The sequence below is a fragment of the Micromonospora sp. WMMC250 genome (genome assembly GCF_027460215.1).
GTDB classification, from domain to species: Bacteria; Actinomycetota; Actinomycetes; order Mycobacteriales; family Micromonosporaceae; genus Micromonospora; species Micromonospora taraxaci.
In genome coordinates this window covers 7,352,245-7,370,648 of record NZ_JAPZBJ010000002.1, presented here as the reverse complement: position 1 = coordinate 7,370,648, position 18,404 = coordinate 7,352,245, and the positions used below count along the sequence as shown (strand labels likewise).

The following is an 18,404-nucleotide window of genomic DNA, read 5'->3' as shown; positions in this document are numbered from 1 at the left end:
CTCGCCCGGTGATGCCATCTCCGTCGGCAACGATGGAGTGCCACCCCCGCCGCGGATCGACCCTCCTACCGCCTACTATCTACAGATAGTAGGCGGTGCGGTAGACGGGGGATGAGTGCATCCGAGGACGGCGTGTCGCAGCGGTTTGGTGCCACGGGCCATCGTCGGCAAGGGGCCTGCACCGACACACCTTGGCGCTCCTGCTTGACGGCGCAGGAGTAGCGCACTTCTCGGTCGCCGTGCGTGATGGCGCCTGGAGTGCCGCCACAGATGATGCCCAAGGGCGTCGAGGTGGGCGCTCCACAACCAGGAATCAGGCCAGGCGTCGACAACCTGGAACCGGCAGATTTGGTTCCCGGCAACCGGCTGGAAGTCCTATAGCGGACCGTCAAACCACACCAACCAGTGCATGTGTCATTGCTCTAGCCACAGCCGCGGCGAGCACGGGACGGCCCGCCGGTTGGCGCGTCCTTGTCGCAGACGGCCCGGTCAGCCGCCAATGATCAACGGGACGGGCGCTGGCAATTGTCGGCCACGGCGCCCAAGTGCGGCGCCTGTGCCGGGCCGGCTGAAGCGCGGCGGGTACGCGCAGCAGGGCCACGAACCCATCGGCTCTAACTCACTGTCGTTGACCCTCGCCCATCTACTGACCCTCGACACCCGAACTGGCAGCGGTCCGGAGCTCAGCGGCGCATAAATGGATGGTCTAAAGAGCCTAACGGAGCCCAGGCTGGGCCGCCGTCACGTCCTTTCGAGGCTGCGGGGTTAGGCGGACCGCCGCAGCAGCTCAGCGTTGAGCGCCACCACGATCATGGCGACCGATATTAGGTTCGACCCATGCACCTGCGCGGACACACCCTCGCCGTTATTCGGCGGCGGTGTCCGCAAGGACAGCATGATCGTCGTGCCCGAGCAGACGGTGACCGTTGACATCGACGCTGACCCCGCGGTGCCTTGGTTCGGCCCAGTCACATCGCTTACGCGCCGAGGCTGGGATCGCCACGCTCGCCTACTTGACGGCCCGCAACCGCCGAATCGATAGCGACGCAAACGTTCCCCGACAACACGTTCCCCGTGCGCTGAGCAGCCCGGGTTCAGCAGCCACGGTCAGGCGAGGATGGCGTTCACTACCTGGTTGGCACGCCACTCGTGCTGGGCGTACAACCACCCGAACGCCGACACCTGCACAGACTGGGCCGCGACGGTCAGCGGGAGGTCCTGCCAACCCGGAATCGCCAGCAGTGCGCTCAGGAACTGCCGGGTCGCATACTCCGGCTTCATGAGATCCCGCACCGCACCCCAGCCGGTGCTGGGCCGCTGCTGGAAGAGCCCGACGGAGTCGTGGTCCCAGCCAATGGCCTGGTGTGGGTAGTTCTGCGACTCGGGCAGCACTCCGCTGGCGTAGTTGTAAAGGTTGCTCTCCTGCATCGCCGTGGCCACCGCGATCACCAACGCTCGGCGCGGCACATCCATCTCCTCGCCGGCACGCACGATCATCTTCGCGTTGTTCATCTGGGCCTGGTCCAGCCCCGCGACCGGAACGACTCGCTTCGGCTTCGGCTTCGACGTCGCCTTCGCCTTGGGGGTGGACTTGGCCGTCGGCAAAGCGGAGCTCTCGCGACTTTCCGCGGTGGGGCTTTCGGTGACGGGGGCGGCAGACTCTCGGCCCCGCCCACGGGAGGCGGCGTCCGCTTCCGCCCGCTGGGCGATCTCCGCTCGCTGGTCGGGGGTGAAGGACTCGCCGGCCGGGCTTGCACCAATGACAGCGACACCGGCCAGGCCGAGGCAACACACAGCACCGGTGGCCACCGCCATCCGGGCCCGACCGCGTCGGGCGGCAAAGAGGTTACTGAAGTGGCTGAGGCGGGTACGCAGGAACCCGGCGGGGAGCCAGCGCCGGAAGGCACTGACTGGCTGATCGGTTGAGGGATTATCGTCCAAGCGGACAGCCGGGCCGTCGAGGCCGCACGGGTCGTCGAGGTTGCCGTCGTTACGCATTCGACGAGGCTAGACAGACGCACGTGCCGTTACCCACGGTGATCAGGTGGCAGTGCTCACACTTTGCCGTGCCACAACGGGAGTCCCAAGGCCGCTCCGGGAGTGCCGGGAAGAAGCCACGCCAGACCGGCAAATCACCCCTCTGTCGCTAGAGGGGCAGGAGACGGCACGAAATCGGGCAGAATGCCGAGGCCTCTAGGTTGATCCACTAACTCAGCCTTTCGGGCGATATGGGGCTGGTCTTTAGGGGCCAGGCACTGCCGGTTCTCCTTGCCGTTGAGCCAACGGCACCCCAACGCCCAGGCCGGCGCCATTTGCGTCAAGCCGCTGGCGACAGCTACTACGAGGTTGAGGGCGCAGCGGTCACGCCGGCGTCCCGGTCCGGCGCGGTTCCCCAGCTCCCAGATGCTCCGATGCGCACTGCCGGTGACTCCAACCCGAAGGGCGCTCCGGCTCGCGTCGGACGCACTGACGACCGGCGCCGGTGCGCGTAGCGACGGCGCGGTGCCCGGCAGCGTCTCCGACCTGGCACCGACGGCTGTCCGCGAAGACCGGCACGGACACCGCGCGGCCGGGGTCAGTGGCCGTCGAAGCCGGGATAGTCCGACAGGCGCCGGCGCGGGTCGACGTTGAGCCACCGCAGTCTGTGCATGTACGCGGCGACGTCCCGGTCGTCCTCGTCCTGCTGCGCGACGTCGGCGCTCGGCAATAGCGCGCCACCGGGCCCGCGTCTGTTTCCCCGCGATGAGACGACCAGGAAGGCCCACGACCACTGTGATCTGCGAGGAGTCCACCGCAGGCGGACCGGCAACGCGGTTCACGCGCTCTGGCACCACGCGGCTCCAGAAGAACACCCCGAAGGCAGCGAACAGCGGCCACTGCGCCGCGTAACCGCAACTGGGGCCGTTGCCCAGCTGCGCGTGCTGCCCCTTGCGACGGTCGCCAACGGCGTTACGCGGGCCGTCGATGTACGAGTTGGCCTGTGGCTGATGGGCGCCACCGTGACTGTCGTCGTTGCCGGCGCTATTGGCACCGCGGTAGCAGGAGCTCTCATCTGGCGCGCGGAGCGTCGATCGGCAGGAAGCCTGATTGCCGCTCAGGTCACCTTCGCCCGCCGTGACGCCATCGACGACGGTCGAGTCAGCACCACCCGCCAGTTCAACGCGAGCGGCATGGCCGGCCCCCGTACGGCCCGATTGTTCGCAGGAATGCTCGCTACGTCGGCTTCGACCGACAAGATCCCCACCCCGATCCCCTAGAGCGGCCCTTCCTGCGCATCCGGCACCGTCGCCGGCCTTCCGGGACTCTCTGCCCGTGAGTGCGACAGGATGCCTCGCGGCCCTCACGCGGCACGCCACCTGATACCGGCAGACCTGGTTTCCGGCCAAGGGCTGAAGCCCTACAGCGGCCCGTCCGACACACGAACCAGTCCGCATGCCCATGCTGTAACCGACCCCCGTCACGGCTCACATGGAGTGGGCGTCTGGCATGACGAGAGACAAGGGGGGCCGGCTCGCCGCGGACGATCCGGCCTCCCTGTCGAACAGGACCGGATCAGTTGGCGGTGACGGACGGGGCCGGGGTCGGCGATCCACCGGCCACGGCGCCCGGGTGCGGCGCCTGCGCCGGGGCCGGCTGGAGCCCGGCGGGTACGGGAAGTGCGCTGCCCATGACGAACTCGTCCCAGCTGACGTTCCAGGCCGTCCAGCCGTTGCCCGGCTGCAACCGCACCTCGGTGCCCTTAAAGGTGACCAGGTCTCCGACCTGGGTGACGCCCATCAGCCAGTCGGCCGCGGCGGCGGAGACGTTGGTGCAGCCGTGCGAGACGTTGGTTTTCCCCTGGTCCCCCTCGGACCACGGCGCCCCGTGGATGAACTCGCCGCCCCAGGTGAGCCGCTGGGCATCCTCCACGTCGACCACGTAGCCTCCGTTCGGTTCGCCCCGGGTGTCGAACGTCGCGTACTGGTGCTTCTCCATGATCACCATCTTGCCGCTGGACGTCGGCGTGCTCGGCTTGCCAAGACTGACGGGGATCTTGCGAATCAGCTTGCCGTCCCGCATGACCGACATCTGCTTGGTGGCGTTGTCGACTTCCAGGGACACCTGCCGGCCGATCCTGGAGGTGGCGCTTCGGTCCGCGTCACCGACCCGGTCTTCACCGATCGGCAAGCCCTGAAGGCCGGTCCGGACGCTGATCGTGGTGCCCGGTCGCCAGAAATCGGGGGCCCGGTAATAGACCTGGCTACCATCGTCCACCCAGGACCAGGCACCGGGCTGAGGGGGATTCGTCTTTACGAACAGGCGGCGCTGCACATCCGCTCTGGCTTCTTTCGCGATGGGCGGGTCGAACGCGACGGTTACCGGCATCGCCGTGCCGTAGGTCCGATTGCCGGTGAAATAGAGCGTGCTGGTGATCACCGGTTTGGTGGATTCAGGCATCGTCGTGAAGGTCGTCTTCCGGGTGGTGATCTGCCCGGAGTCGCCGGTGGCGGTGACCTCGGCGGTGTAGGTACGCCGGGGCTGCAACGGCCTGCTCGGAACCCAAGCCGACCCGTCCTCCCGAGGCTCCGCCTTGACCTGCGTCCCCTTATCGTCGCTGATCCGCACAGCGCTGATCCGCCCACCCTTCACGGCCGTCCCCACCTCGGCGCTGATCGGCACTTCCCGCGTACCGTCGGAGGGTGTGACGGTCAGCTCCGGCGGCGCCGCCGCCCGCCCTTGGACCGACCCGGCGCCCGACTTACGGTCGGTGGTGCACCCGCCGAGGACCAGCGGTGTGGCTGCGATGGTTACCGCAAACAGCGTCAGTCGCTGCCTCAACTCCATGATGCGTCCCCCCAGTTTATGACTTCCCTTCGCCACATTCTCTCTACGAACCGGCGATAGTAGACCGATTTTCGGAAGATTCAGGTGCCCGGCAATGGGCAACATTTCCCCGAAGTCGTCTCCTGGGTGAATAATGACCCGACTGTCCTCCTAAGCCCGCCTTGCTCTTGTAGGGCGAGGGTGTCGGCCTTTTTCGCCCGGCCGGCCACCCCTTCGTGGCTCGAACCCCGGGCCGGGTTCGTCCCACCTATAGCCGCGCCTGCCTCCTAGCGATGGCGCCCAAGTGCGCGGTGAGCGCCAGGACGGCATCAATTGCACTGACCGCCACGATCGCCCGGAATAGGATGACCAGATTGGCGGATAGGCAAGGGGACGTAACCACTGCGGACGCCTCTAACGGGATTTTCCCATCCGGGAGGACCCTGCCAGCAGGATTGGCCTGTGATCGGACGTGAGTTAGACCAAGACCGTTTCTCCGGCTGCGACTGCAGAAATTCTCACCGCCGTCGGGATCGCTTTCGCCAACTTGACCGCACCCACCCTGATGACGATTACCGTGCATTGACGTGACTACCTCGCGCGCCGCAACGATGACATTGAGTGCCGCTTTGGTGGTGCCCGCCGTGGCGGTTATGCCACCAATGCGGGCGGCAGCCGCGGCGACCGTCCCATGCCCGGCCGTTGAGCCGCCGATGCCGCCGCCAGACACACCGTCTCCACCACCTGTTGACGCCGCCGAGCGGAAAGTCGGAGGGGACGGGCTGGCCACATCCGGCTTGGCCATCCCCCCAGCTGTACCGACGCCGCCGGGCGTGACCGCCACCTCGTGGATCGTGGCGGACCTCAACAGTGGTGAGGTCCTCGGCGGCTGTGGCCCGCACGAGCGCCGCACGCCAGCCAGCGTTCAGAAGCTGCTCCTGGTGGCCGCCTTGATGCCCCGCCTCGATCCGGCGGAGCTCGTCGAGGTGAAGCGGGAGGATCTGCAGGATCTCGATCCGGGAAGTTCGTTGATGGGTGTGGTTGAGGGCGGCAGGTATTCGATCGAGAGCCTGTGGCTGGGGCTCTTGCTCAGATCGGGGAACGACGCGGCCAACGTGCTGGCCCGCGTCGGCGGAGGTGGCGCCGGTAGGCAGGGCGGGGTCGACGCCATGAACGCCGAAGCGCGTCGGCTGCGCGCGAATCAGACCCACGCGGCGACGCCGTCGGGCCTGGACGGCCCTGATCAGTACACAAGCGCGTATGACCTTGCGCTCATCGCGCGCGCCACCTTCGCCCGCGAGGACTTCCGGCGGTACATGCAAACGAGGGTGGCAACGGTACCGGCCCAACCGGGAGAGCCCGCCTTTGAGATCACCAACGACAACACTCTGCTCGACCGCTACCCGGGGATGCTGGGCGGAAAGACCGGCTTCACCCGCTTGGCCCGCCAGACGTACGTGGGTGTGGCCGAACGCGACGGTCGGCGGCTCGCGGTGACGTTGCTCGGCGCGGAGACCGCCCCGCTGGGGAGTCTGGGGGAGGCGATCGCCTTGCTCGACTGGGGCTTCGGTCTCCCTCCTGATGCTTCCGCCGGCCGCCTGGTCACCCCCGAGGAGAAGACGTCGTCGATGTCGTTGCTGACCGGCCTTGGCCTCGGAGCGGCCGTCGGACTGGTGGTCATGATGGTCGCGGTTCCCTGGTGGCGGCGTGTCGGTGCGCGCCGAGTCAGCCAGCGGTAGGGAGAACATCCGACCGAGGTTTGCTCGATCTTCGATGGCGTAGCGCTATCCGACCGGACGACGGACGTGGTGCTCAGTTCGGTGTCCTTGTCGCCGATACGTCGCCGAGCGCTGCGGCGGTCAGGCCACGTTGGGCAGGCGGCGGGCGACCGCGTCAGCCTGATGGGGTTGGGTGGTTTCCCAGCGGCGTTGCAGGGTGTTGACGAGTTGCTGTTGCATTTTCAGTGACATCTCTGTAGATGCCGCGAATTCCGCAGAGACGGTGGCCGAGGCGGCGGACCTGGGCGATCTCGGGGCTCCCGTCTTTGACAAGCCAGGTTTTGTGGGTGTGCCGAAGTTCGTGGACGTGCATGCCGGCGAGGATGGGCGATCTGGAGGAGCATTTGACGGTAAACACCGACACCGACAACTGCGGGGCCAACTCCACCCGCTGCTTCCAGCTCCAGGCGCCGCCCGAGTACACCACGCACCTGCGGGAGGCCGGATTCGACGTGCTGAACCAGGCCAACAACCTCGGGTATGACTACAGCAGAGGGGTAACAGAACACCCCCGACGGGCGCTGCGGGGCGCGTCCGCGCTCCTCGCCGTGCACCTAGCCGCGAAGCAGCGCACGGGCTAGATGAGGGTAATCCAGTACCCCCAGAAGCGGCTGAGGATCGCGAGCAGGATGATTGCATACCAGGCGGTGAGGATGAGGCTGTGGTAGGTGGCTGCCGCGGCGGCGGGCCGCCGTACAGGCCCGGGAAGCGCACCATCGTGCTGACGCAGGGTGCGCAGCGTGACGTAGAGGAAGATCGGGATGGTGACGGCCCAGACGAGCATGCAGTAGGGGCACAGGGCGCCGATGACGTAGAGGCTCTGGTAGATGAGCCAGTGCACGAAGACCACGCCGAACGTCGCGCCGCCCTGGAGCCCCAGCCACAACCAGCCGGGTAGTCGCGCGCCGGTCAGCAGGACGACGCCGACCGTGGTGACCACGGCGAAACCGGCCACGCCGATCAGGGGGTTGGGGATGCCGAACGCCTCGGCCTGGGGTGTGGTCATCACCGATCCGCAGGACAGGATCGGATTGATGCTGCAGGTGGGCACGTAGCCTGGATCGGCGAGCAGGTTGATTTTCTCGACGATGAGGATCGCGGCGGCGAGCAACCCAACACCGCCACCGACCACGCAGATCCAAGCGGTGGCCCGGGACAGGAAACCCTGCTCGGGTGAGGCCCGCTCGGCTTGCTGGTCGACGGCGGCGGTCATTCGGCCAGCGCGGCGTCGATAGCGGCGACGAGGTCGTCCTGGCCGCGCAGGTCGCTCAGTCGCCGACCATTGAGGAAGAACGTCGGAGTGCCCTGCACACCGGCGGATTCGCCGTCGGCCTTGTCCTTGGCGACCCGGGCGGCAGTGGCGGGGGCGTCGAGGTCGCGCTGGAAGCGCGGCATGTCCAGGCCGAGGGTGCGGGCGTAGCCGAGGAACACCTCCGTTTGTGCCTGCTCCTTGTGACTCCAGCTGGTCTGGTTCTCGAACAGCTTGACGTACATGTCGGAGAAGCGACCCTGGTTCGCGGCGGCCTGAGCGGTGCGGGCGGCCAGGTCGGCATTCGGGTGACTCGGGATCGGGAAGTACCTGACCACGACGGTGATGCGGTCCTGATAGGTGGCCAGGATCTGCTTGACCGCCGGGTACGCGGCGGCGCAGGACTCGCACTCGAAGTCGAGGAACTCCACCAGAGTCACCTTGCCGTCCGCCGCGGTGGACAGCCGGTGGCTGTCCTCGCGCACCAGCACCGCCGGATCGGTCGCGCCAGTGTCGGTGGTCGCAGCAGGCGGCTGGTCGGGACGGTTGACGGTCAGCAGACCGCCGACCACGAGCACCACCACCGCGATCAGCGCCAAGGTCAAGCGAGTGTTCCTGGTCATTTCCGTCCTCGTCCGCCGCGTCAACGACACCGTCAGCCCGCCGCGAAGCGGTGCGGCTCCGAGCCGGACCATACAGACACCGCTGTACCGACTTGCTGTCAGTTTCCTGAGCATGGTGTCGGTGCCAGTGAATGGGCCCCACATGTTAGTACAGTCACCAGTGTACCGTCCGGGGTTGTCGGGGCGATGGGGCGTCGTTGAACCTTTGGGCCGCCGCATCCGAACCATCTCTTGTGCGTACCCGTTCCGCGGTCCTACTCGGGGTGGTCGTGGCCTGCCTCGGCGTCGGGCTAGCCCCGCCACGTCCCGCAGCCGCCCATGCCGCCCTCGTCGCCACCACGCCGGTGCGGGACGAGGTGATCGGCTACACGCCGCGGGAGGTGGTGGTGACCTTCACCGAGGCGGTGTCTCCTGTCGCCGGACGGGTCCAGGTCCTGGCACCCGATGGCAGGAAGATCAACACTGGTGAGCCGGTGGTCAGCGGTGCGACCATGCGGATCCCGGTGCGAACACCGGACAAGCCGCTGGGCACCTACCTGGTAAGCTACCGAGTGGTGTCCGCCGACAGCCATCCGATCGCCGGCAGCTTCGCCTATTCAGCAGGGGCGCCGTCGGCGACGCCGCCGCAACCGGCCGCGGACGGGTCGGAACGCTCCGCGACGGCGCTGGTGGCGGCGGCGAAGTACACCGGCTATCTGGGGCTAGTCCTCGCGGTCGGCCCGGTGCTGCTCCTGACGACGATGTGGCCGCGTCGACGCTCACGCCGCGCGGCGACGATCCTGGCCTTCGTCGGGCTCGGCCTCATCGCCGCAGGCGCTGCCGGCACCTGGGTGGGGCAGGCCGCCGAGATGGTGGGGGCGTCGCCGGGCGTGCTGTCTTCCGCTGATCTGCGGGCGGTGGCGGCAAGCGACGTCGGCGTTGTTCTCGGGGCGCGCCTCGCGCTGGTCGCCGTCGCCGTCGCCGTGTTACCCGCTGTCGTGCGGGGCGGCGCGAGCCGCTGGCGGCGGCTGGGGATGGCAGCGGTGGGGGTGGCGGCACTGGCCACCTGGCCGCTGGCCGGGCATCCGGTGGCCTCGCCGGTGCCGCCGGTGAGCGTCGCGGTGGACGTCGCTCACGTGGCCGCCATGACCGTATGGCTGGGTGGCCTGCTCACCCTGACGGTGTTCCTGCTGCGCCACACCCACGAACGGGTCCTGGCGCGGATCCTGCCGGCCTGGTCGCGGTGGGCGACTCTCGCGGTCTGCTGGCTGGTCGTCACCGGCCTCATTCAGGCCGCCATCGAACTTGGCCGGCCTGCGGCGCTGCTCGGCACGACCTACGGCCGTCTGCTCTGCGCCAAGGCGGGATTGTTGGTGGCGGTCCTCGCCGTTGCCGCCTGGCAGCGACAGATGGTGCGGCGACGAGTCGCGGCCAGCCGGCCGAGGCGGGTCACCCGCGCCGCCGGCGTTGAGCTGGCGGCGACGGCCGTGGTTCTGGGGCTCAGCGCGGTGCTGGTCCAGACCCCACCAGGGCGTACCGCCGACACCGACGCCGCGCGGGTCGCGCGCAACAGCGTGGCGCAGACCCTGACCAGCGACCTGTACACCCTGCAGTTCGACGTCTATCCCGCCCGAGTCGGCACGCCCAGCACTTTGCACGCCTATCTCTACACGGCGCAGGCCCGCGCGCTGCCCGCAGCCGAGTGGACGATCACCCTTGCCCTGCCGGCCGCTGGGATCGAACCGATTACGGTGAAGGTGGACGCGCCGGAACCGAATCACGCCAGTGCCACCCTCACGTTTCCGACTGCCGGGGACTGGGCCCTGAAGTTCACCGCGCGGACGACCGACGTCGACCAGGCAACGGTCACCGCCACTGTTCCCGTCACCTGATCTCACCTATACATCGGCGTGCCGATTGCCAACGCTGCCCGCGGCGCCACAGGGTCCAGGCCCACCCGACGCTCCTGCCGCCGGGGGTTTGTCCCCGTTCGGGGCTCTGGGGGACTTTTAGGACTTCCGCTCACTTTTTGGTTCTTAGGGTGCCGGTATGCGCGACGAGACGACGGACGAGACGGCACAGCGCGAAACGGTGGGCGGACGCCCCCTGCGCAGCGCTCACCGAGGGGTCGCGGCGACCGTCTCGGTGGCGGTGATCGGCCTGATGGCGTTGACCGGGGCGGGGATGATCGTCGCCGCCGTCGATGACCCCGCGCCACAGCCACCCCCGCAGCCCCCGGCTGCGGCCGCGCCCCCGGCAACAGCCACATTGTCACAGGACTCGGCGTCGGAATCCGGCGGCGGGCCGTCGCGGATCGGGCTACCCGCGTCCGCGCCGACGACGATCACCATCAGCCGCATCGGCGTGCGGGCGAACATCCTTGCCCTCGGCGTCAACGACGACGGCACCGTCCAAGTACCGCCGCTGGAGCAGGCGATGGACGCGGGCTGGTACAAGCTCGGGGTCAGCCCGGGCGAGGTCGGCAACGCGGCGATCATGGGACACGTCGACTCGGAAAAGATCGGGCCGGCGGTGTTCTTCCGCCTCGGTGAACTCCTGCCCGGCGACACCATCATGGTGAGCCGCGCCGACCGCAGCGAGGTGAGCTTCCGGGTCGACGGGGTGAAGTCCTATCCGAAGGAGGCCTTCCCCACCGCGCTGGTCTACGGGCCGTCGGACACGGCGAGCCTCCGGGTCATCACCTGCGGCGGCACGTTCGACAAGGCGAAGGGCAGCTACCCCGACAACCTCATCGTCTTCGCCACCCTGATCGGGTCCCGGCAAGCCTGACAGCGGACACGACGATGGGGCCAGCCCGTGTCGGGCCAGCCCCATCGAGCATCGCTGTTACATCAGGCGGAGTAGCCGCGCGAGGCGATCCAGTCGGCCAGCTTGTCGGTGCTGATCCAGTACTGGCCCTCCTGCGACCACGAGTCTCCGATCTTCACGGTGTTCCCGCCGTCGCGGTAGCCGGTCACGGCGACGTAGTGCCCACCCTCGTAGGAGTGTGCGTGGCCGTCAGTGTCGACGCCGGTCCCGATGATGTTGGCCACCACGGGTCGCTTGTCGTCCACGGCGCGGACGATGTCGGCACGTAGCCGCTCGGTCTCGGCGTTACCGGCCTTCTCGCCGGGGATCTCGACGGTGCGGTAGTCCTTACCGCTGACGTCCTTGAGTACCCGGGTGGTCTCCACCGCGGAGTTGGTGCCCGCCTCGGTGGTGCCCAACTTCTTGGCAAGCTCGTCCTGGCTCAAGTCCTTGTCCAGCGCGGACAGGGCCATCTTCGTGGCGGCCGGCGCGCAGTAAAAGTAGGTCTCCTGGAAGCCGTAGGTGAAGTTCAACTCCTTGCCGCCGTCGCGCGCCTGCGCCGCGGAGACCGGCTTGTCTGCCGAGGCCGGCGCGGCGTTTGCCACGGTCGCTGGGCCGGCGACCGCGCCACCGGCCATGGCCAGACCAGCGACAGCCAGCGCAGTCTTGCGGATGACCGGAGCCTGGGTGAGGTCCGGCAGCCAACGGGTCATGGTGGTCATCGTTATCACCTCTTGTCCGGGGGTCGGGGGCAGCCTGCCGGTGGAACCGGCAGCGGCACCTGTGGTCCCCGAGCGGGGGTGCTCGGGGTATTGGGTGGCATAACCGTGGCCGGTCGGCCGGCATTCCGCCCCCCGGGCCGCCCGCCCGGTCCGCCGAAAAATGGATGAACGGGACACCGATCGGCGGGCCGGCAAGCGCGATTACGGACGGCAGGTTCCTGATCTTGGGATGAATCGGCCAAGTCCGCTCATTTGTCGGTTTCATCCCATGTCCGGATCGCCGCTGCCAGTGACTGGCGCGGCGCGTCGAGTGGTCCTGGCGAGTAGGCGCAAAGTCGGCGTAGGCGGAACGAGGCCGGAACCCGCCGGCCGACCCAGCCAACACATCCGTCGCGCCGCTGCCGACGTCGGAAGGTGATGCGGGCCTGCCGCCGCAGCGACGACGCACCGCCCGCCCAGGCCGGGTGGTGGAGCGGGCCGCGCGGCGGGTTGGTTGCGCCCCGGCGGCACCGCCAGAGGACCCGATACTACGATAGGTAGTAGCGGCATGAGACAATCCGATCGGTTCCGCACTGAGCAGAACCTGATGGAGGGCGGCATGCCGAAGTTGGCCGAACCGGCCGCCACGCCGGATACGGCTCCCGGAGCGAGGTGACATGGGCGAACAGTTCGCGTCCATCGCCGCGTCCGGGCCTCTCCTGGCCGCGATGGCCGTCGCGGCGGCGGCGGGCTTGGTGAGTTTCCTGTCCCCGTGTGTCCTGCCCCTGGTGCCGGGCTACCTGTCCTACGTCACCGGCCTGGCCGGCGCCGATCTGGACGCCGCCGCCCAACCCGCCCCGCACCCGGCGGCCGGCGCTGTTGCCGTAGCGACGCGGAGGCGCGCCCGCGGTCGGGTCGTGGTCGGCACGCTCGGGTTCATCGCCGGGTTCGCCGTCGTGTTCGTCACCGTCGCCGTGGCGTTCAACGCCGCCGGCCGAGCCCTGGTGACCAACGCCCGCACCATCGAGATCGCCGCCGGGGCACTCACCGTGCTACTCGGCGCCGGGTACCTCGGGGCGTTCCCGCTGCTGCAACGGCAGGTCCGCGCCACCCGACTGCCCTCAACAGGGCTGGCAAGCGCACCTGTGCTCGGCGCGACGTTCGGCCTGTCCTGGACGCCGTGTGTGTCACCCACCCTTGGAGCGGTGCTCGGCCTTGCGGCGGTGGAGTCCAGCACGACCCGGGCCACCGTTCTCGCGTTGGCCTACTGCACCGGTCTGGGTCTGCCGTTTCTGCTCGTCGGGCTCGGTCTACGCCGCGCGCTGACCCTTACCCGCTTCGTGCGCCGCCACCACCGGTGGGTCACCCGCGTCGGCGGAGCGCTGCTCGTCGCGATCGGGCTCGCGCTGCTCACCGGAGCGTGGGGCGACCTGATGATCTGGCTGCGGAGCACGGTCGGGCCAGGGCAGATCGGCATCTGACCTGGCGCTGGCGCGGCGGGCTGCCGTGCAATGCTCGCTGTCACCCTTCAGGCGGGCCGGCCAGCGGCGAGGGCGATGTTCGGTCCGGGTGGCGGTCCTACCTCATGTTGGCCGGTGTCGTCGGCCCAGCCTGACCGGTGATGTCGCATTCGCGCCGTCGGTGCACGCCGACCGGCCCACCTACAGGCGACTATCGTGATCACGTTGATCCTGATCCGCGTCGGCCGGCTCGGCGTCGATAGGCGGCGACGGCCAGGACGATCAGCGCCCCGCCGGCCGTGACTGCTTCCGGCGCGGGGCCGAGTCTGGTTGCCAGGGTGCGGGCCGAGGCAAGGCGCACCTCGCGGACCAGCACCGCCGAGGTGTTCATCGCCGTGGCATCGACCGCGGTGCCGTCGGGCTCGACGAACGCGGAGATGCCGACGGTGGAGGCCATCAGCGCCGGACGGGCGTGTTCGACCGCCCGCAGGCGGACCATCGCCAGTTGCTGACTGGCCTGCGCATAGTTGAAGGTGGCGTTGTTCGTCTGCACGGCCAGCAGCTGCGCGCCTCGACTCACGCCGTCGCGCACGAGAGCGTCGTAGGCGACCTCGAAACAGATGACGTCACCGACCGGGACACCACCGATGATCAGCGGCCCCGGGTCGCTACCCGCGACGAAGTCGGCCCGCACCCGATCCACCAGCGGGGTGACCCGACGTACCAGGCTGCGCATCGGCACGTATTCGGCGAACGGAACCGGGTGGCGCTTGACGTAGGTGTCGGTCGGACCGTCGGCGGCAATCCACACCAACCCGGCGTTGCGGACCGTGCCGGGGCGCGGGCCTTGCAGGACCGCCCCGACCAGGATCGGGGCGTCGATCGCCCGCGCCGCTTCGGTGATGCGGGTCGCCGCGTCAGCGTTGGTCAACGGGTCGATGTCGGAGGCGTTCTCCGGCCACACCACCAGGCTCGGCCGAGGGCTGCGGCCAGCCCCCACATCCTCGGCAAGATCCAGAGTGGCGTTGACGTGGTTGTCCAGCACGGCACGACGTTGAGCGTTGAAGTCCAAGCCCATCCGCGGCACATTGCCCTGCACCACCGCGACAACCACCGACCGCCCGTCGGCGGCCGGCGTGGGCACCACATCACCGAGCAGCAGCACGACGCTCGCGGCGCCCACGAGCACCGCGGCGCGTCCGACAGACCGACGCGGAGATGCGGCCAGCCGCCAAAGGGCCATCGCCACCAGCGCGCCCGCGGTGGCCACGACGAACGTGACAAGCGGCGCCCCGCCGAGCACGGCCCAGCGCAGCGTCGGCGCGTCTGCCTGACTGAACGCCAGGCGTCCCCACGGGAACCCCCCGAAAGGGATCCGCGAGCGAAGGGCCTCCTGCGCCGTCCACAGGAGGCCCGTCACCAGCGGCCACGCCCACGGTTGCCGGTCGACGAGCACGCTGTTGTACGCGGCGGCGCACCCCAGCGCGGCCAGGAACAGCGCCTGCAGGCCGGCCAGCAGCAGCCAGGGCCACCAGCCGATCTGCAATCCGGTGAAACTCAACAACGGCACGAAGAACGTCAATCCGGTCGCGGCACCCAGCCCCGCAGCCGCCGCCAACCGTTGCTGGCGCACCGACACGGCCAGTAGCGCCACGCCGAGGGGTGCGGCCCACCAGTGGCCGTACGGCGGGAAAGCGACCCACAGGGCGAGTCCCGCGACGACCGCTGCCGTCAGCGCGACCGGCCAGGACAAACGCGGGCCGTTCGCGCGGGCCCCATCGAGGCGGTACCAGCGCACGCGCCCGAGGCGTGCGCTGGTGCGGTCAGGAGACGAGGTGGTGGTGGCCGCCCGCTCTTCCGCGGCGGATTCGCGGGGTCGGGCGGTTCCCGCTGACGCGACGACCTGGTTCGAGGGCACGTCAGTCGCTGGGGGCATTGGCGTGCAGCCGGTTGCGCAGGGTTTCCAAGGCGGTGATTTCGGCCTGCTGGCCGGCGCGCATCCGGGTGGCGAGGTCGCGCACCTCCGGACGCGGGTCGGCGGCCAGGATCGCGTCGACCATGGTGATCCCGCCGCGGTGGTGGCGGACCATCAGATCGGCAAACCTGATGTTCAGGTTCGCGCCGGTGCTCTCGCGGAGCTGGCTGATCTCGGTCTTGCTGGCCAGGCCCGGCATCGTGCTCGCTGCGGCGGCCGGCTGCCCGTCCCCGTGGTCCATGCTGGCCATGTCGCGCATCCAGGTCATGGCCGGTTGGCTGCCGGTCGGTGGCAGACCCCATTGGGTCAGCCAGGTTCGCATGATGCCGATCTGCGCCTGCTGGGTCAGGGCGATGTCCATGGCGAGGGTGGCGACTTCGGGATCGTCGGTACGGGCGTGCACGATCATCGCCATCTCGACCGCCTGGGCATGGTGGGTCGCCATGTCTCGGGCGAAACCGGCGTCGGCGGACGCATCGCCTGGTGTTCGTACGGTCGGGGCGAGCAGCCCCACCGCCAGTCCCAGGGCGAACACGACAAGGGCCGCGCCGGCGAGCGGCCACCACCGGCGTCGCGGTGGATCGGGCTGCGGTGGCGGGGGCGTCCGAGGGCTGTTCACCGCTGCTCCTGCTGGCCCTGCTGCGGCAGTTCGCGGGGGGTCGTGCCGGTGGCGGTGATCCCACCGGAGCAGGTCGCGCCCTGCTCGGGTCCGGCGTTGAGTCGAGCGGACTGGATGAACTCGTCAATCTGCTTGTCCTCGGCGGAGGTGACGGTGAGGCGGTAACCCCACGCCTGCAGCGAGATCGGCGCGTCGAGCCCGTCGTGAGGGCTGAGCATCATGTAGTCGACACCGCGGACCCGCTCGGCCAGGCGCTGCACCTGCTCCGCTGGGAGGTCGGGTCGGTAGGTGATCCACACCGCACCGTGTTCCATGCTGTGGGTGGCGTGCTCGGCCGCGATCGGCGCGTCGTAGACGTCGCCGGTGCAGTTCTGCCAGGCGGTGTTGTGGCTGCCGCCGACCGAGGGCGTCACCTCGTAGGTCAGCGGGCCGCTCTTGTGTTCGCTGGTCAGCCATGCCGGCTTCTTGGATGCGTAGTCCGTCACGCCGGACAGGGCAGTCAGGCGGTCCGACCACGGCCGAGTGCCCAGCCAGGTGCTGACCGCGGCATAACCGATGATGGACACGACCAGGACACTCACCGCCGCGACGACGGCGATCGCCCCCCAGGGTCGGCCGGGGCGAACCGGGAGAACCTTGGCGCGGCGGGTGCGGGCTGAAGACTTCGAGCGTTTCATCGCGGTGTCTCTCCAATGGCGTAGTCAGTTGGAAGGGGCAGTAGCCGAGGTGTGAGAGGTCGTCCTCGGGTTGGCGGCATCACGGCCGGACCCTGAAGGGCAGGAAGCCAAACTCGGCGGACCGCGCTACAGCGGCTGTCGGGAAGTGGCTGGGTGCTTCGAGGTGGTCCGGCACGAGGGACCCGTCCCGCATCGACGCTGCTTCGGTTGTGGGACTCAGGGCACGTGCCTGCACCATTCCCGCAGGCTTGGATCCGGTTGCGGGTGTGCGACGACCATGACGCAGCGGCGCGGGGTCCAGACGTGCGGATCGGTGCACGGCGCGCGGCTTGCCGTCGCCGGGCATCGGGTGGGACGGGTTCAGCCGTCTGACCGCGGGCGTGTCGCCAGTGTCGGGTGGTCTACGTTCGCCAGAGGGCGAGCTGCGCCAGGCGGGGACGTAGGTGAGTGCCCGTCGGGGTGGTACCGAGCCGGGGGCCGGGGGCCGGGGTGAGGTGGAAGGTTACCGGCGCGATCGATGGCATGACGGTGACCGTCACCGGCACGGTGCTAGATGACAGGGCCGGGCACGCCTGGTCGGCGTGACCGCGACGCTCCCCGGGACAGTCGCGGCCGTCGTGCGCGACGGTCGCCCCGCCGACCGTGACAGACGGCGCGTGTGCCGAGGTATCGGCGGAGTCGGCGCTGGGATGGGCGAGGACAAGCCCGACAAGGACGACCACCAGCAGGCAGAGCCGCCGACTGAGCCGGACAGCTCGCCGCGTCGTTGGTGACTCCCACCGTGTCATCGTGGGAGATCCTAGCCGCCGTATCCGAGGCCGCAGCGGGCGTTCCGGTCCATGCCGATCCGAACGGACCCGTCGACGACCTCGACGCTGCCTGGGGACTGGTGCGAGGGTGCGCCTGTCACAGCTGGCGGCGGCGCTGTCGGAGGTAGAGCGCGGCGCCCACGGCGGCGATAACTGCCAGCAAAACCCCCACACCTATCCAGAGCCCACCATTGCCTGCGGCCGGCTCGTCGTTGGCCGAGGGGAACGCGGTGACGGCGGCGTCGGTGGCAGGGGCGTCGGTGGCGGCGCTACTGGGCGCTGCGCTCGGGGTGGCAGGGGCCGTGGTGGGCGCCGCGCTGGCCGGTGGCGCCGCGGCGGCGAGCTTGACGGTGGGTGCGGGGTTGGCGGGTTCGGGATTCGCGGCGCTGGGGACCTCGATCCACCTGTCGACGCGGCCGTCGCTGTAGGTCTGCAGAATCTTGAACGACACCTGCGGGGCGTTAGGCAGTTGCCGTACCCGCACCTGGTGCTCGGCGTCCGTACCGACGGGCACGGCTGGTCCGCCGACGGTGTAGCTGTCGGCTGCCGTGCTGCTCAGTTTCCATCCCTTGGGGGCTTTGAGCAGGGTGACGTCCGGGGCGGTGATGCCGTCGGGCAGGAATACCTGCACGGACTTGACGCCGGCGTTGTCGTTCTCGGCCTCGGCGTTGACCGTCACGACGGCGTTGCTGGCGAGGGCTCGGGCCGGGCTGACCTTGACGCCGGTGTGCGCCGATGCCGGCGTGCCGATAGCCACGGTGGACGCGGCGCCGGCGAGCATCGTGACTGCGAGAGCGTAGTACCGGCGCCTCATGAGTGTCCTCGTCCTTCGGTTGCTCGGGTTGATCTTCGATGGTGCCTGGGTGCTGTTTGCTGGTAGTCGTTTGCGCGTGTCCGCCAGTTCCCGCTGCAGCGGAGCCTGC

17 protein-coding genes are annotated in these 18,404 nt (G+C 69.1%); 6 read left to right on the top strand and 11 right to left on the bottom strand.

Features of this window, described 5'->3' with window-relative positions; translation table 11 throughout:
* Nucleotides 1-765: 765 nt before the first annotated feature.
* The 3 genes from O3438_RS33520 to O3438_RS33510 all read right to left on the bottom strand — a co-directional run bounded on the left by O3438_RS33520 (nucleotide 766) and on the right by O3438_RS33510 (nucleotide 2,707).
* A complete protein-coding gene (locus O3438_RS33520; protein ID WP_269683859.1) occupies nucleotides 766-933 on the bottom strand; it encodes a hypothetical protein in 168 nt (55 codons plus the stop codon).
* A gap of 174 nt (nucleotides 934-1,107) precedes the next feature.
* The gene (locus tag O3438_RS33515) at nucleotides 1,108-1,998 is read right to left on the bottom strand and encodes a peptidase M23 (RefSeq protein WP_269683463.1); all 891 of its coding nucleotides are present in this window, start codon (nucleotides 1,996-1,998) and stop codon (nucleotides 1,108-1,110) included.
* 577 nt (nucleotides 1,999-2,575) lie between these two features.
* Nucleotides 2,576-2,707 carry a hypothetical protein gene (locus tag O3438_RS33510; protein ID WP_269683462.1) on the bottom strand — a complete coding sequence of 44 codons (132 nt, stop codon included), beginning with the start codon at nucleotides 2,705-2,707 and terminating at the stop codon, nucleotides 2,576-2,578.
* Between the two features lie 280 nt (nucleotides 2,708-2,987).
* Here O3438_RS33510 and O3438_RS33505 point away from each other — a divergent pair, with 280 nt between their 5' ends.
* On the top strand, nucleotides 2,988-3,257 hold the full coding sequence (locus O3438_RS33505) for a hypothetical protein (protein WP_269683461.1): 270 nt from the start codon (nucleotides 2,988-2,990) through the stop codon (nucleotides 3,255-3,257).
* Between the two features lie 295 nt (nucleotides 3,258-3,552).
* Here O3438_RS33505 and O3438_RS33500 read toward each other — a convergent pair whose 3' ends face one another.
* A complete protein-coding gene (locus O3438_RS33500; RefSeq protein ID WP_269683846.1) occupies nucleotides 3,553-4,824 on the bottom strand; it encodes a L,D-transpeptidase in 1,272 nt (423 codons plus the stop codon).
* A 590-nt stretch (nucleotides 4,825-5,414) separates the two neighbouring features.
* On the opposite strand from O3438_RS33500, the gene O3438_RS33495 reads away from it, so the two are divergent.
* Together O3438_RS33495 and O3438_RS33490 are read left to right on the top strand one after the other, a co-directional pair.
* Nucleotides 5,415-6,542: a D-alanyl-D-alanine carboxypeptidase family protein gene (locus O3438_RS33495; protein WP_269683845.1), complete on the top strand. Its 1,128-nt coding sequence runs from the start codon at nucleotides 5,415-5,417 to the stop codon at nucleotides 6,540-6,542.
* Nucleotides 6,543-6,904: 362 nt separating this feature from the next.
* Entirely contained in the window at nucleotides 6,905-7,162 is a 258-nt protein-coding gene (locus tag O3438_RS33490) for a CapA family protein (RefSeq protein ID WP_269683460.1), read from the top strand.
* Here O3438_RS33490 and O3438_RS33485 read toward each other — a convergent pair.
* Nucleotides 7,159-7,794 carry a vitamin K epoxide reductase family protein gene (locus O3438_RS33485; RefSeq protein WP_269683459.1) on the bottom strand — a complete coding sequence of 212 codons (636 nt, stop codon included), beginning with the start codon at nucleotides 7,792-7,794 and terminating at the stop codon, nucleotides 7,159-7,161. The genes O3438_RS33490 and O3438_RS33485 overlap by 4 nt on opposite strands.
* A complete protein-coding gene (locus tag O3438_RS33480) occupies nucleotides 7,791-8,453 on the bottom strand; it encodes a DsbA family protein (protein ID WP_269683458.1) in 663 nt (220 codons plus the stop codon). Before O3438_RS33480 ends, O3438_RS33485 begins: the two co-directional genes overlap by 4 nt.
* 233 nt (nucleotides 8,454-8,686) lie before the next feature.
* Between O3438_RS33480 and O3438_RS33475 the strand changes: the two genes are divergently transcribed.
* Together O3438_RS33475 and O3438_RS33470 are read left to right on the top strand one after the other, a co-directional pair.
* Nucleotides 8,687-10,324 (top strand): copper resistance CopC/CopD family protein, encoded by a 1,638-nt coding sequence (locus O3438_RS33475; RefSeq protein WP_269683457.1) that lies wholly within the window; start codon nucleotides 8,687-8,689, stop codon nucleotides 10,322-10,324.
* 271 nt (nucleotides 10,325-10,595) lie between these two features.
* The gene (locus O3438_RS33470; RefSeq protein WP_269683844.1) at nucleotides 10,596-11,222 is read left to right on the top strand and encodes a class F sortase; all 627 of its coding nucleotides are present in this window, start codon (nucleotides 10,596-10,598) and stop codon (nucleotides 11,220-11,222) included.
* Between the two features lie 62 nt (nucleotides 11,223-11,284).
* Here the strand turns inward: O3438_RS33470 and O3438_RS33465 are convergent, their stop codons facing one another.
* Nucleotides 11,285-11,962: a C39 family peptidase gene (locus O3438_RS33465; protein WP_269683456.1), complete on the bottom strand. Its 678-nt coding sequence runs from the start codon at nucleotides 11,960-11,962 to the stop codon at nucleotides 11,285-11,287.
* A gap of 656 nt (nucleotides 11,963-12,618) precedes the next feature.
* On the opposite strand from O3438_RS33465, the gene O3438_RS33460 reads away from it, so the two are divergent.
* Nucleotides 12,619-13,422, top strand: coding sequence for a cytochrome c biogenesis CcdA family protein (locus tag O3438_RS33460; protein WP_269683455.1), 804 nt, complete (start codon nucleotides 12,619-12,621; stop codon nucleotides 13,420-13,422).
* A gap of 199 nt (nucleotides 13,423-13,621) precedes the next feature.
* Here the strand turns inward: O3438_RS33460 and lnt are convergent, their stop codons facing one another.
* From lnt to O3438_RS33440, 4 genes are all read right to left on the bottom strand, one after another.
* Nucleotides 13,622-15,337: an apolipoprotein N-acyltransferase gene (lnt, locus tag O3438_RS33455; RefSeq protein ID WP_269683454.1), complete on the bottom strand. Its 1,716-nt coding sequence runs from the start codon at nucleotides 15,335-15,337 to the stop codon at nucleotides 13,622-13,624.
* The gene (locus O3438_RS33450) at nucleotides 15,321-15,995 is read right to left on the bottom strand and encodes a DUF305 domain-containing protein (protein ID WP_269683453.1); all 675 of its coding nucleotides are present in this window, start codon (nucleotides 15,993-15,995) and stop codon (nucleotides 15,321-15,323) included. The genes lnt and O3438_RS33450 overlap by 17 nt, the downstream gene beginning before the upstream one ends.
* A complete protein-coding gene (locus tag O3438_RS33445) occupies nucleotides 15,992-16,480 on the bottom strand; it encodes a DUF3105 domain-containing protein (protein WP_269683452.1) in 489 nt (162 codons plus the stop codon). Before O3438_RS33445 ends, O3438_RS33450 begins: the two co-directional genes overlap by 4 nt.
* Before the next feature lie 1,098 nt (nucleotides 16,481-17,578).
* Nucleotides 17,579-18,295, bottom strand: a complete 717-nt coding sequence (locus O3438_RS33440) for a DUF1775 domain-containing protein (RefSeq protein ID WP_269683451.1) — start codon at nucleotides 18,293-18,295, stop codon at nucleotides 17,579-17,581.
* Nucleotides 18,296-18,404 lie beyond the last annotated feature (109 nt).